The sequence below is a fragment of the Clostridium sp. BSD9I1 genome, from assembly GCF_900185645.1.
Lineage (GTDB): Bacteria > Bacillota > Clostridia > Clostridiales > Clostridiaceae > Clostridium_AK.
Map to the genome: position 1 here is coordinate 268121 of NZ_FYAM01000004.1, position 13987 is coordinate 282107.

General features: G+C 32.5%; 12 protein-coding genes. 9 read left to right on the top strand and 3 right to left on the bottom strand.

Annotated elements, in window-relative coordinates; translation table 11 throughout:
* Genes thrB through BSD9I1_RS01790 form a run of 3 tightly spaced genes read left to right on the top strand, consistent with a single transcriptional unit; the run spans nucleotide 1 to nucleotide 3559 of the window.
* Nucleotides 1-888 carry a homoserine kinase gene (gene thrB / locus BSD9I1_RS01780; RefSeq protein ID WP_186428860.1) on the top strand — a complete coding sequence of 296 codons (888 nt, stop codon included), beginning with the start codon at nucleotides 1-3 and terminating at the stop codon, nucleotides 886-888.
* A gap of 25 nt (nucleotides 889-913) precedes the next feature.
* Nucleotides 914-2233, top strand: coding sequence for an aspartate kinase (locus BSD9I1_RS01785; protein ID WP_186428861.1), 1320 nt, complete (start codon nucleotides 914-916; stop codon nucleotides 2231-2233).
* Nucleotides 2234-2266: 33 nt separating this feature from the next.
* Nucleotides 2267-3559, top strand: coding sequence for a homoserine dehydrogenase (locus BSD9I1_RS01790; protein WP_186428862.1), 1293 nt, complete (start codon nucleotides 2267-2269; stop codon nucleotides 3557-3559).
* Nucleotides 3560-3613: 54 nt separating this feature from the next.
* On the opposite strand, the gene hydF is transcribed toward BSD9I1_RS01790, so the two are convergent.
* From hydF to BSD9I1_RS01805, 3 genes are all read right to left on the bottom strand, one after another.
* On the bottom strand, nucleotides 3614-4801 hold the full coding sequence (gene hydF, locus BSD9I1_RS01795; protein WP_186428863.1) for a [FeFe] hydrogenase H-cluster maturation GTPase HydF: 1188 nt from the start codon (nucleotides 4799-4801) through the stop codon (nucleotides 3614-3616).
* 36 nt (nucleotides 4802-4837) lie between these two features.
* Nucleotides 4838-6247 carry a [FeFe] hydrogenase H-cluster radical SAM maturase HydG gene (gene hydG / locus BSD9I1_RS01800; RefSeq protein WP_186428864.1) on the bottom strand — a complete coding sequence of 470 codons (1410 nt, stop codon included), beginning with the start codon at nucleotides 6245-6247 and terminating at the stop codon, nucleotides 4838-4840.
* Between the two features lie 268 nt (nucleotides 6248-6515).
* On the bottom strand, nucleotides 6516-6905 hold the full coding sequence (locus BSD9I1_RS01805; RefSeq protein ID WP_186428865.1) for a rhodanese-like domain-containing protein: 390 nt from the start codon (nucleotides 6903-6905) through the stop codon (nucleotides 6516-6518).
* A gap of 212 nt (nucleotides 6906-7117) precedes the next feature.
* On the opposite strand from BSD9I1_RS01805, the gene BSD9I1_RS01810 reads away from it, so the two are divergent.
* From BSD9I1_RS01810 to BSD9I1_RS01835, 6 genes are all read left to right on the top strand, one after another.
* Entirely contained in the window at nucleotides 7118-7549 is a 432-nt protein-coding gene (locus BSD9I1_RS01810; RefSeq protein ID WP_186428866.1) for a hypothetical protein, read from the top strand.
* A gap of 330 nt (nucleotides 7550-7879) precedes the next feature.
* The gene (locus BSD9I1_RS01815) at nucleotides 7880-8101 is read left to right on the top strand and encodes a FeoA family protein (RefSeq protein ID WP_035307220.1); all 222 of its coding nucleotides are present in this window, start codon (nucleotides 7880-7882) and stop codon (nucleotides 8099-8101) included.
* 102 nt (nucleotides 8102-8203) lie between these two features.
* Complete coding sequence (gene feoB / locus BSD9I1_RS01820) at nucleotides 8204-10324, top strand: ferrous iron transport protein B (protein ID WP_186428867.1); 2121 nt, start codon at nucleotides 8204-8206, stop codon at nucleotides 10322-10324.
* 220 nt (nucleotides 10325-10544) lie between these two features.
* Entirely contained in the window at nucleotides 10545-11243 is a 699-nt protein-coding gene (locus tag BSD9I1_RS01825) for a response regulator transcription factor (protein WP_186428868.1), read from the top strand.
* Nucleotides 11244-11245: 2 nt separating this feature from the next.
* Nucleotides 11246-12628, top strand: a complete 1383-nt coding sequence (locus BSD9I1_RS01830) for a cell wall metabolism sensor histidine kinase WalK (RefSeq protein ID WP_186428869.1) — start codon at nucleotides 11246-11248, stop codon at nucleotides 12626-12628.
* A 130-nt stretch (nucleotides 12629-12758) separates the two neighbouring features.
* On the top strand, nucleotides 12759-13826 hold the full coding sequence (locus tag BSD9I1_RS01835) for an NlpC/P60 family protein (RefSeq protein WP_186428870.1): 1068 nt from the start codon (nucleotides 12759-12761) through the stop codon (nucleotides 13824-13826).
* Nucleotides 13827-13987 lie beyond the last annotated feature (161 nt).

The following is a 13987-nucleotide window of genomic DNA, read 5'->3' on the forward strand; positions in this document are numbered from 1 at the left end:
ATGATAGAAGTAGTAGTACCAGCTACAAGTGCTAATTTTGGACCTGGCTTTGATACTTTAGGTGTAGCGTTGAATTTATATAACAAATTTTATATAGAAGAAATAGAAAAGGGATTAACCATAGAAGGCTGTGAAGAACAGTATAGAGATGAAAATAATTTAGTATATACGTCTATGAAAAGGTGCTTTGAAAAAATAGGATATGAGGAAAAGGGAATAAAAATATCAATAAAGTCAGATATACCTCCATCAAGAGGATTAGGTAGCAGTGCATCTTGTATAGTTGCAGGGGTACTAGGAGCTAATAGTATTGCAGGAAATAAATTAGATACAGAGGATATATTAACATTAGCTACAGAAATAGAAGGTCACCCTGATAACATAGTGCCTGCACTTCTAGGAGGCATGACTACAGCAATTTATGAAAATCATAGTGTGTATTTCGATAAAATAAACATAAAAGAAGGAGTTAAGTTTTGTTCATTAATTCCTGATTTTAGATTATCTACAGAAAAAAGTAGAGCTGTTCTTCCAAAGGAGGTATCCTATAAAGATGCCATATTTAATGTAGGAAGAGTATCTCTTATGATAACATCACTTATAAATGGGAATTTTGATATGTTAAAAGTAGCATGTCAGGACAAGCTTCATCAGCCTTATAGAGGTAAATTAATTGAATCTTATGAGGAAGTTGTAAATACAAGTAAAGAACTAGGGGCGCTAGGGGTATTTTTAAGTGGAGCAGGTCCTACAATAATGACATTATTAGAAGAAAAAAACATGGAGTTTTATAATAATATAAAAAGTGCGTTAAAAAGTTTAAATGGAGAATGGATTATAAAGGAGCTTTATTTAGATTTAAAAGGGGCTACGGTAAGGGAATATTAAATTTTAAAAAAGTGGGGTAATAACAATGGATAATGTAATAGTTGCTAAATTTGGGGGAAGCTCTCTTGCAGACAGTGCCCAATTTAATAAGGTTAAATCTATAGCACTAGCTAATAAAAATAGAAGATATATAGTTCCATCAGCACCAGGGAAAAGATATAAAGAAGATCATAAAATTACAGATTTACTTTATTTATGTCATGCTCATGTTGAACAGAACATTCCATTTGGGGATGTATTTAACGTAATTGAAAATAGATTTTTAGAACTAGTACAAGAACTAGATGTAACCATCGATATTAAAAAATACTTGAAAGAGATAAAAGCTAATATAGCACAAGGAGCCTCTGCGGATTATACAGCAAGTAGAGGGGAGTATTTAAATGGACTTATATTAGCTGATTTTCTTAAATATGAGTTCGTTGATCCAGTAGAGATGGTTTTCTTTAATGGAAAGGGAGTTTTTGATGAAGAAAGAACTCAAAGAGCTGTAAGTGAAAGATTACTAAAGATAGATAAGGCAGTAATACCTGGATTTTATGGCGCTATGCCAAATGGAGAGGTAAGAACCTTTTCAAGAGGTGGTTCAGACGTAACTGGGTCCATTATTGCAAGGGGAGTAAATGCAAATTTATATGAAAACTGGACAGATGTATCTGGATTTTTAATGGCAGACCCTAGAATAGTAGAAAACCCTAAGAATATTAAAAATATTACCTATAGAGAACTAAGAGAACTGTCTTACATGGGAGCTACAGTATTACATGAAGAAGCAATCTTTCCTGTAAGAAAGGCAAATATACCCATAAATATTAAAAATACAAATAGTCCTGATGATGAAGGAACTTATATAATAAATGATTTATTACCAGCAAGCTACGCAGGAAGTATTACAGGAGTAGCAGGAAAAAAGGATTTTACCATTATAACTATTGAAAAAAGTATGATGAATATAGAACAGGGCTATTGTAGAAGAATTCTTTCAGTATTAGAAGATAATAGTGTATCCTTTGAACATATCCCTTCAGGGGTAGATACAGTATCCCTTGTTATAGCACAATCACAGCTTGATGGTAAATTAGAAAGAATAATAAAGGAAATAGAAATTAAATGTAAACCTGATTCTATAGATGTACATCCTGATATAGCATTAGTAGCTGTAGTTGGCATAGGTATGTTAAGGACAATAGGAATATCAGCTAAAATTTTTGAAGCTTTAGCCAAGGAGGACATAAATGTAACCATGATAAGTCAGGGTTCTAGCGAGATAAATATAATCGTGGGAGTTGAAAATAGTAACTTTGAAAATGCAGTAAGAGCAATATATAACGCATTTTCGAAATAAGCCTTTATAAATTATGAATTGGGGGAAGTATGTATGCAAAAAGTAAAAATAGCTTTATTAGGCCTTGGGAATGTGGGTAAAGGCGTTTGGAAAATATTAAACATGAACAAAGATGAAATTTTAAAGAGATCGGGATACGATATTGAAATTAGCAAAATCCTTGTGAGAGATATTAATAAGGAACGAAACCTGGAAGTACCAAAGGAGTTATTTACTACAAATTTTGAAGAGATTATTGAAGACGACAGCATTGAAATCCTTGTGGAAGTCATGGGAGGGGTAGAACCTGCCATTGACTATATGATACAAGGGATGAGAAGAAAGAAGCATATAGTTACAGCAAATAAAATGGCTATAGCTACAAATGCAGAAATTCTTTTTAAAACTTCTAGAGAAGAAGGAGTAATGTTCCACTATGAAGGCAGTGTCGGAGGTGGAATACCTATAATTCATGGCTTAAATGATAATCTTGTAGCAAATAAGATAGAGGAAGTAATAGGAATAATAAATGGTACTACAAATTATATTTTAACTAAAATGACACATGAGAAAATAAGCTTTGGTGAAGCCTTATCAGAAGCTCAAAGTAAGGGGTATGCTGAAGCAGATCCTACTTCAGATGTAGAAGCATTTGACGCAGTTTATAAATTATGCATTTTATCATCTTTAGCTTTTGATACAATTGTAGATGTAAATTCAATTTATAGAGAAGGAATAACTAATATAAAGCCTATTGATATAGAATACGCAAGAGAATTTGGTTATGTAATAAAGCTATTAGGTATAATTAAGGAAGTAAATGGTGAGTTAGAATTAAGAGTACACCCAACTATGATACCTGCTGAACATCCATTAGCCAATGTGAATGACTCCTTTAATGCTATTTTTCTAAAAGGTAATGCAGTAGGGGATTTAATGCTATATGGTAGAGGTGCTGGAGAACTTCCTACAGGCAGTGCTGTAGTAGGAGATATAGTTTCTATATTAAGAAATAAGGATAAGTTTGCTTATCATCCATACTCAGAAAGTAATCAATATAGAGAAGTAAGGGATATGCAAAAGGTTCAATGTGAATATTATATTAGAATAACAGTAAAGGATAAGCCTGGTGTTCTAGGAGAAATATCATCTATATTTGGTGAAAACAATGTAAGTATTCTTTCTGTAATTCAAAAGGGCAAAAGAGAGGAAGAGGTGTCTTTGGTATTTATAACTCACAGCACAGTAGAGGAAAGTATTAATAATTCCATTAATATGATAAATGCCTTAGAGGACTCTGAGAAAATTGAAAATATAATAAGAATAGAAAATCTAGCAACCGCTTAAGAAAGAAAGGACTGTTCCATGGTACATGTTCATGTACTATGAGACAGTCTCTTTTTAAAACATCTTTGTAACCTTATCAAGTATTCCGTTAAGCTTTGCAATACATACTCCAAAGTTTGTTATAGGTACATTTTGTTCTTTGCATCGTGAAAGCCTAGATAAAAGCTGTTTTCTTGTAAACATACAGCTTCCACAGTGAACTACAAGTTTGTATTCTGTTAAATCATGAGGAAAGTCATTGCCAGACTTCACATCTATTTGAAGTTTTCCCCCTACCTTTTGTTCTATCCAGCTAGGCAGCTTTTCTCTTGCTATATCTCCCTTAAGAGCATGATGAGTGCAGCCTTCTGCAATGAGTACTTTATCTCCAGGCTTCAAGTCTTCTATTGCATTTGCACCATCTTTAAACATATTTATGTCCCCTTTATACCTTGCCATAAGTATGGAAAAGGATGTTAAAGGAATAGATGGGTCAAGTATTGAATTAACTTCCTTAAATACTTGAGAGTCTGTAATAACTAAATCAGGCATTTTATTTAAAGACTTTAAAATGTCTTCAAGTTCTGTAGTTTTTACGGTAAGAGCCATAGCATCATGATCTAAAATATCTCTTATTACTTGAACTTGAGGTAGAATAAGCCTTCCTTTGGGAGCTTGAATATCTTGAGGGGCAACTACAATTACCATATCTTTAGGGTTTAGTATATCGCCCACAATACTTTCTCTTTCAAAGTCTAAAGGAGCATTTTCAATTATTGCTTCTTTGAGCCCAGATATGTTTATTTTATTTTCAGCACTAATACTTACAAAGGGTATATTAAAATCTTTTTTCAAGTTATCTTCATTTAACTTGTATGAATCTATCTTATTTATAACTCCAATAACAGGTACTTTCTTATTATGGAGTTCATTAAGCCAAGTACTTTCCATAGAAAAGTCTTTAGAGTTTCCTGTAAATAAAAGAAGCGCAATATCTGTCTTATCCATCACATCTAAGGTTTTTTCTATTCTAAGATCTCCAAGAGCTCCTTCATCATCAAGTCCTGCAGTGTCTATTATCATAACAGGGCCTATAGGTAAAAGCTCCATTGCCTTAAATACAGGATCTGTAGTGGTTCCAGCTATATCCGAAACCACAGATAAATTTTGAGAAGTTAAGGCGTTTACAAGGCTTGATTTTCCAGCATTTCTTCTACCAAAAACTCCTATATGAAGTCTATTTGCTTTAGGTGTATCTAGCATTGTTAATTCTCCTTTGTGATAAAATCATTTTAAGGACTAAAATCTTAAATCTCTTTCACCATTTTCAACTCGTTTAAGTCTACTAATTGTCTCTTCTTTAGCCTTCTCATTTGATATTTTTGTAAGTTCTTCTGCTATAACTTTGTTTCCAAGGATTTTTGATTCTTCGTCGCCATAATCAAGTAAAAATTCTTTTAATGTAAGTAATGCGTTTGGTTGACAAACGTTACATATTTGACCTGTCTTTGCAAGTCTCATAAATCTATCGCCAGTTCTTCCTTCTCTATAGCAAGCAGTACAGTAACTTGGAATATATCCATCTTTGCATAAGTCTTTTATAATTTGAAGTGGACTTCTATGGTCTCCTACAACAAATTGAGGTTTTTGATGTTCTATTTTTTGAGAATCTGTATAGCCACCAACTCCAGTACAGGAGCCAGAGCTTACTTGAGATATTCCAAGATTTATAACTTCATTTCTGAAATCAGTATCTTCTCTTGTTGAAAGTATCATTCCAGTGTATGGGACTGCAAGTCTTACAACAGCTACAATTCTTTTAAATTCCTCATCAGAAACTAAGTATGGGTAATCTTTCAAGGATACTCCTTCAGCAGGTCTAATTCTTGGGAAAGATATTGTGTGAGGTCCAACCCCTGTAGCTTTTTCTAAGTGATCAGCATGCATTAGCATAGCTATGGTTTCATATTTGTAATCATAAAGTCCGTAGAGTACTCCAATTCCTACATCATCGATTCCTGCCATTCTTGCTCTGTGATGAGCTGTAGTATGATAGTCATAATTATGCTTTGGTCCATTTGGATGTATTTTTTCGTAAGTATCTTTATGATAAGTTTCTTGGAATAAAATATAAGTACCAATATCTGCGTCCTTTAATCTTTTATAATCTTCCACTGTAGTTGCAGCTATGTTTACATTTATACGTCTTATACTTCCGTTCTCAAACTTTAATGAGTATATGGTTTTTATGCAGTCAATTATATAATCTAATGAGCAATTTATAGGGTCTTCTCCGGCTTCTAAGGCAAGTCTTTTATGTCCCATGGATTCAAGGATTTTAACTTCTTCAGCTATTTCTTCCATGCTAAGTTTTCTTCTTGTTAAGGAAGAGTTAGAACACTTATATCCACAATATGTGCATCCATTTACGCAGTAATCACTTACATATAATGGAGCAAACATAACAATTCTTCTTCCATATATCTTTTCTTTAATGTCCTTAGCAACTGTATATATTTCTTCTAGTATATCCTCATCATTTACACTTAACAAAACCCCAGCTTCTTTAGGTGTAAGTCCTTTGTATAATTTAGCTTTTTCTAAAAGTGATTTCACGTATTCTTTATCTTTGGAAAGTTTTTTGCCTTGATCTATTGTTTGTAGTATCTCTGAATCAATTATGAATTCCTCTGATTTATACTCTCTCATTATTAATACACTCCTTTATATGAAATACTCGAGATAAAAATAAAAGCTCTTCTACCCCAAAAGGGTAGAAGAGCAGAATTTTGTCTTACCAAAATTAAGCTATAGCACTTCGTGTCCTTTTGCTTAGAATAATCCTTGCAATTAGAATGATGCATGCCTTCATGCATCCCTTTATTAAGAGTTTTAAATCCAAATAAGGGGATATTTATTAGTCACTATTATAATATTAATTATAGTTTTAAATATGATAAATAACAACTGTTATTTATTATTTTACTGGATACTTCCAAGCAGAAATACCCTTATTTAAGTGATATACGTTAGTGAAGTTGTTCTTCAATAAATGCTTAATTGCCATAGGGCTTCTTCCGCCAGAGGCACAGTAAACAAGAATGGGCTTATTTTTAAATTCTTCAAGTTCATTAATTCTAGAAGGCATCTCATGTATAGGAAAAGATTTTGCATTAGGTATATGGCCAGAACTAAACTCTTCTTTTGTTCTAACATCTAATATAATAACGTCTTTACTTTGATTTATAAATCTATAGGTTTCCTCAGGAGAAAGATTTTTTACATTTTCATTGTTTACAATAGACCTTCTTCTAAGTATGTTAAAAAGGGCAACAGCTGCAAACACTGCAAGTAGTATTTTGTCCATATATGCACCATCCTCTGTATTGCTATATTTAAATATTACGATATTAATATTATAACATAAAGAATAAATATTACGAAGGAAAATTTCGTTGTAGGGTGCTACGCAATAAACAATTTATGAAGTTTTTATGAAATAAGTTTATTTTATATATGGCAATTTTTACATCATTACATATAATATTAATGAAATATTAAAAAGAGGTGTATTATTAATTGTCAATTTTTTATGATGGATTTGATATTAGAGATTTAGACAAGAATGGAGAATACACTTATCCAGATAGGAACATGTGCCCTTATTATCAATATTATTTAAAAAAATTTAGATGTCCATTTATGCAAGAGACAAATAAATATAATAGACAGCTTGAGCAGCCAGGCATGCCAGGAAGTCCTCAGGAGATTCAAATCCCACCACCACCCAAAACTATACCACCTAAGCCTCAAAGTGCAGGTCCTCAACCTGGTGCTGTAAAACCATGCGATAATAGATATATATATATTTGGCTTACAAATGGACAGTCGTTTTGGGCCTATTTAACCTTTGTAGGAGGAACTTCTGTTGCAGGCTATATGTGGACCAGAACTGGTTGGAAATACTTTGGAATTGATACAAATAAAATAGATACTTTTGTATGCTATTAGGTTTTACAATCTCTAATTCCTATTATTTAGTAGCTAAAACCATAGTTAAAGGCTTAGCTGTGAATCACTAGGCCTTTAAGATGTATTGTATTAGTTACAGTAGTTTCTTGTACTATGATAATTATATATAATAAGAAAAAACAAGGTGGAAATCACCTTAATTTTTTTGTTCAGTTATTCTTTTACCCAAATCCTAAGAGTTATAAAATTCCTTGGTAATTTTCTTTTAATCACTCACCCTTATAGAACAAAATGCATAAGATAACATTAGCTAATATTAAAAGTTAGCCTAAGCTAACAATTATAAAAAAAGTGAGGGGTTCATTAAAAATGGAGACTTTAAATAATGCAAAGGTAGGAAACTTTGTAGAAGTTCAAGATATATTTGCGCAAGGATTGTTAAGAGAAAGAATGCTTGCTTTAGGAGTTACCAAAGGTACAAATATAGAGGTTATAAGAAGAGGGCCTTCAGGAGATCCAACAGTATATGATATTAGAGGAGCGATGATTGCCTTAAGAAAAGAAGAAGCATCGTTAATAATGATTTCTTAAATATTAGTTAAATGAAACATCTCAAATAAATTGAGATGTGCTAATTTATAACGAAATCAAAGATTTCTATAAATTATGCAGCAATTAATAGGAGGATTTAAGATGGGGCTGACCTATAAGTCCACAGGGATGGAAGCACTAACTGAACTATACAAGGTGGACAAAAAGGAAGGACAATACGTTATAGCATTAGCTGGGAATCCGAACACCGGAAAAAGTACTGTGTTTAATGCTTTAACTGGACTTCACCAGCATACAGGAAATTGGCCTGGAAAGACTGTTGCAAATGCAAGGGGAGAATTCGAGGTAAAAGATACAGAATATATACTAGTAGACTTGCCTGGAACCTATTCGATTTTTGCATCCTCTGTGGAAGAAGAAGTTGCAAGGGATTTTATTTGCTTTGGAAATCCTGATGCAGTTATTGTTGTAACGGATGCAACTTGTCTTGAAAGAAACATGAATTTAGCCTATCAAGTGATGGAACTTACAGACAACGTAATACTATGTATTAATTTAATAGATGAAGCAAAGAAGAAGGGTATAATAATTAACAGTAAAGGGATAGAGGAAGAGCTTGGAATACCTGTGATACTTTCAGCAGCAAGAAGTAATATTGGTATAGAGGAATTAAAGGAGGCAGTTTATAAGGTTTCTTCTGGGGAGATAAAACCAAACCCTAAAAAGATAATATATCAAGATTATATCGAAGAGATGATCAATCATATGCAGCCGTTTGCAGAGGAAAGAGTACAAGTTGTTAACTCAAGATGGCTTTCGCTACGTCTTATTGATGGAGATAAAGGCATTACAAGTACGATTTTAAAAGGAATAGATGCAAATATATCTGAGGAGTTATTAAGGAGTGCAGAAAATTTAAGGTTAACTCATGAAAAAAGGGAAATAAGGGATGATATAACCTATCAAATTTACAAAAAAGCAGAATATATTAGGGACAAATATGTAACTAAAGATAAAAGCAAAAATAGTAGGGATAGAATTATTGATAATTATATAACATCAAGGATTTTTGGCATCCCAATAATGCTTCTAATATTAGCAATGATATTTTGGCTTACAATAACGGGAGCTAACATACCTTCAAAAGTTCTCTCAAATTTGCTATTTGGATTTGAAGAAGTTCTAACTAAATGGTTTAACCAGATTGATGCACCAGCTTGGCTTTATGGAGTTTTAGTACTTGGTCTTTATCGAACCTTAGCATGGGTGGTCTCTGTAATGCTTCCTCCGATGGCAATATTTTTTCCGCTGTTTACACTACTTGAGGATTTAGGGTATTTGCCAAGGGTAGCATTTAACTTAGACCATCTCTTCAAAAAAGCTTGCGCTCATGGAAAACAGTGCTTAACAATGTGTATGGGAATCGGATGTAATGCAGCAGGTATTGTTGGATGCAGAATTATTGAGTCGCCTAGAGAAAGAATTATTGCAATACTAACAAATAATTTTATGCCTTGTAATGGAAGATTTCCAACGCTGATTGCTATTTCCTCAGTATTTTTGCTTACAAGTAATAATAAAATTTCAAATATCTATCCAACCTTGGCCATTACTATAATGGTTGTAATTGGAGTAATAGTTACATTGATTGTTTCATATACACTTTCTAAAACCCTGCTTAAGGGTGTACCTTCAAGTTTTACATTGGAGCTTCCTCCTTATAGAAAACCTCAATTCGGAAGAATTTTATATACATCTATTATTGATAGAACCATATTTGTGCTAGGAAGAGCCATAACTGTTGCAGCACCAGCAGGGGCTCTTACGTGGATACTTGGGAATGTATATATTGGAGATTTAAGTATAATAGCTCGTGCTGCGAATTTACTACAGCCATTAGCTAAGTTAATAGGGCTAGATGGATACATTTTAATGGCATTTATTTTAGGACTACCTGCAAATGAAATTGTACTGCCTATACTTTTAATGTCTTATTTGTCAACTGGTTCTATGGTTGAATTTGAAAGTATAGATTCTCTGAGGCAAATTTTATTAAGCCATGGGTGGACCTATCTAACGGCTTTAAACATGATGCTATTTAGCTTGCTTCATTGGCCTTGTGCAACCACAATTTTAACTATAAAAAAAGAAACAGGAAGTAAAAAGTGGACTTTGCTTGGGATGCTAATTCCAACAGGGATTGCTTTTACTGTTTGCCTTATTACTACTGGCATTGCACGAATTATAACAATTTTGTTGTAAGTTTTACCAAGTGATTTTTCATATTTTCTACACATTTTGTTGATATATTAATTCTATTATCTGTTAACCCATTAACCCTAAAACTCCCCATAACATAAAATAGAGGTAAGTCACTTAAAGACTTACCTCTATTTTAATATATAATTATTTGACTATTGTGTATAAAAAGCAATTAGTGTTTTAATATAATATATAACTTGAAAGTTTAAGGAGACATACCATGAATAAAAAGAAAATTTTACTAGTGGATGATGAAATGAAAATTTTGGAGGTAGTAAAGTCTTACTTGCAAAAAGAGGAATTTGAAGTGCATGAAGCAGTAACTGGAATAGAGGCTTTAGAGAAGTTTAATGAGTTAAATCCTTCTTTAGTTATATTGGATTTAATGCTTCCAGATTTAACCGGAGAGGAAGTGTGCAAAAGTATAAGAGCGGTGTCTAGAGTTCCTATTATAATGCTTACAGCAAAGGTGGAGGAAGATAGCATTTTAAACGGATTTGATATAGGGGCAGATGATTATGTTACAAAGCCATTTAGTCCTAAGCAATTAGTTGCAAGGGTTATAGCACTTCTTAGAAGATCTGAAGAAGATATGGGACTTCTTTCAAATTACTATTCTTACAATAATGATGAGTTGACTGTAGATGCTTCAACTTATGAGGTTAAAAGAGATGGAGAAATAATAAATTTAACTAGCACAGAACTTAATATACTTGTAGCTATGATTAAATATCCTAATAAAGTATTTACTCGAGAAGAGTTAGTTTGTAAAGCCTTGGGAGAGGATTTTGAGGGCTTTGATAGAGTTATAGATTCGCATATTAAGAATTTAAGAAGGAAGATAGAAAGAGACACTAGAAAACCTCAATACATAAAAACAGTACACGGAGTAGGATATAAGTTTGGTGGTGAAGCTTAGATATGGTAACTTTAAGGAAAAGGCTTGTGATGTCTTACATAATGGTAGCAATGATATGTGTATTCTTAATAGGTATATTTTCTAATATATTTTTAGAAAAGCAGTTCAAAAGCTATGTACTATCCGCCCATGAAAATAAGGTAAAGGGAGTAGTGGCCTCTATTACTGATCAATTTAGTAAAGATGGAGATGTAAATTTAGCATTTATAGAAGCTGTAGGAGTCGAAGCTTTAGAAAATGGACTTATTATAAGCATATCAAATAGTAATGATGAAATTATATGGGATGCAAGTGTTTATGATAGTGGACGGTGTGAAGCAATACTTACAAATATGGCAAAGAATATGATGGATAGATATTCAAATTGGAAGGGTAAATACGTGGAAATTAAATATCCTATGGTTAATGCAAATAACATTATTGGCAGTGTAAAAGTTGGATATTATGGACCATTCTACTATAGTGATAATGATTTAGCTTTCTTAAAAAAGCTAAATGCTTTGTTTATAGGAGTAGGAACGGTATCCTTATTAATGGCTATAATGGTTGGACTTATTATGGCTTCTGCACTAGCAAGGCCTTTATATAAAGTTATAAAGGCATCCAAGGGTATTCGTAGAGGGGAATATAAAAATAGAATAAATGAAGTATCTAATGTAGTAGAAATTAAAAATCTTATTGATACAATAAATGACTTGGCAAAAACTCTAGAAAATCAAGAGTATTTAAGAAAAAGATTAACTCAGGATGTGGCTCATGAACTTAGAACACCTTTGACTACACTTCAAAGTCATATGGAAGCAATGATTGATGGAGTATGGGAACCTACTATTGAAAGAATTAAAAGTTGTCATGAAGAATCCATAAGAATAAACAAGTTAGTTGGAGATTTAGAGAAACTATCAAGATATGAAAGTGATAAGTTTTTACTTAATAAATCAAAGTTTAATATTGGAGAACTTATAGGAAATATAATAATGAATTTTGAAAATGAATATATAAATAAAAATGTAGATATGAAATATAAAAGTTTAAGTAAATGTATAACTGGGGATAAAGATAAGATAAGTCAGATAGTAGTAAACTTATTATCAAATGCCTTAAAGTATACAAAAGAAGGCGGAAATGTAGATGTTATTTTAGAGGAAGAAAACAAGAATATTGTCTTAACTGTAAGGGATACAGGTATTGGGATTTCCAAGGAAGATTTACCTCATATTTTTGAGCGTTTCTATAGAGCTGACAAGTCGAGAACTCGGATAACAGGGGGAGCTGGAATAGGGCTGGCCATAGTAAGGAGTGTTATAGAGGCACATAATGGGAAGGTGATTGTGGAAAGTAACATAAATGAAGGAACCGTGTTTAAGGTATTCTTACCTATATAGAATGACATATATACCTATATTAGGAAGGTATGCCATTAAAAAAATTTCAGCTTTTATTGATAAATTATTCAATATCTTTTACAATAAAGATGGCGTACTATAAACTTTAAAGGAAAAGGAGGGGGATGTCTTGAATAAAAGAATAAAAATTTATGCAAGCATACTTACAGTTGTACTTATGAGTAGTAGTACTGTACAAGCTGCGCCGAGGGTAAATTCAACACAGCGTATAAATAATAGACAGGTTACAGGAAGCATACAGGACAGAATAGAAGAAGCGGAAAATAAAATAGAACAATTTGACAACAAGATAGAATCTACTTTATCGGAGGTAGAAAGCTACAAGAAAAGAATAGGTGAAACGGAAAAAAGTATTAAGAAATCAGATGAAGAACTAAAGGAAGCTGAGAAAAAGTTACAGGAGCAACAAGAGAAATTTAAAGACAGAATGAGAGTTATGTACATAAGTGGACAAACAGGATACATAGAGGTGCTGTTTGAATCAGAAGGATTTGGAGATTTTATATCAAGAATTGACATGGTTAAAAGTATACTTGGCCATGACAAGAAGGTATTGACTTCAATTAAGGCCAATAAGGAGCAAATAAATAATAAGAAAAAACAGTTAACTAATGAAAAGGAAAAGCTTCTAGTTTTAAAGAAGGATAGCGAAAGCAAGCTTATAAAAGCAAGAGAAGATATGAATGAACAAAAGAAGTTAATTGCTAAGCTAAATCAAGAATCAAGGGTATACGCCGCAAATATTCAGGTTGCTACAACTAGTAGTAATTCTAACGTTAAAAATACAATGAACTCAACTCCTTCTAGAGGAGGAACAGTTAGTGGAGATGCAGGGCAAGTACTAGCTTATGCTCAGAAGTTTTTAGGAACCCCTTATCTATGGGGAGGAACTACTCCAAATGGATTTGATTGTTCGGGGTTTACTCAATATGTATTTAGACATTTTGGAGTTAGTTTAGGTAGAACTACATATGACCAAATAAATAATGGAGTTTCCGTATCCAGAGGAGAACTACAACCAGGGGATTTAGTATTTTTTGGGAAGTCTGGTCCTACACATATGGGAATATATGCAGGAAATAATACATATATACATGCTCCACGTACAGGAGAAGTAATTAAATTTTCAGCAATGACTAGAAGGGACTTTATAACAGGAAGAAGAGTACTAAGATAATAGTAAAGTTATATGAGAGCATATATAGATTTGTTTGAATTCAAATCTATATATGCTCTCATATTTTTGTTTATATAATCCCCTTATAAAGCACATATTCTTATATTAGCGAAAATTATGGAAAAAAACTTAAAAATAATAAAAAAATATGTAAAAAGTAT

Coding starts and splice junctions, on each gene's coding strand:
- BSD9I1_RS01805 (WP_186428865.1), bottom strand. CDS start 6,905: ATGGACAAAATACTACTTGCAGTGTTTGCAGCTGTTGCCCTTTTTAAC.
- BSD9I1_RS01825 (WP_186428868.1), top strand. CDS start 10,545: ATGAATAAAAAGAAAATTTTACTAGTGGATGATGAAATGAAAATTTTG.
- BSD9I1_RS01785 (WP_186428861.1), top strand. CDS start 914: ATGGATAATGTAATAGTTGCTAAATTTGGGGGAAGCTCTCTTGCAGAC.
- thrB (WP_186428860.1), top strand. CDS start 1: ATGATAGAAGTAGTAGTACCAGCTACAAGTGCTAATTTTGGACCTGGC.
- BSD9I1_RS01830 (WP_186428869.1), top strand. CDS start 11,246: ATGGTAACTTTAAGGAAAAGGCTTGTGATGTCTTACATAATGGTAGCA.
- BSD9I1_RS01790 (WP_186428862.1), top strand. CDS start 2,267: ATGCAAAAAGTAAAAATAGCTTTATTAGGCCTTGGGAATGTGGGTAAA.
- hydF (WP_186428863.1), bottom strand. CDS start 4,801: ATGCTAGATACACCTAAAGCAAATAGACTTCATATAGGAGTTTTTGGT.
- BSD9I1_RS01815 (WP_035307220.1), top strand. CDS start 7,880: ATGGAGACTTTAAATAATGCAAAGGTAGGAAACTTTGTAGAAGTTCAA.
- feoB (WP_186428867.1), top strand. CDS start 8,204: ATGGGGCTGACCTATAAGTCCACAGGGATGGAAGCACTAACTGAACTA.
- hydG (WP_186428864.1), bottom strand. CDS start 6,247: ATGAGAGAGTATAAATCAGAGGAATTCATAATTGATTCAGAGATACTA.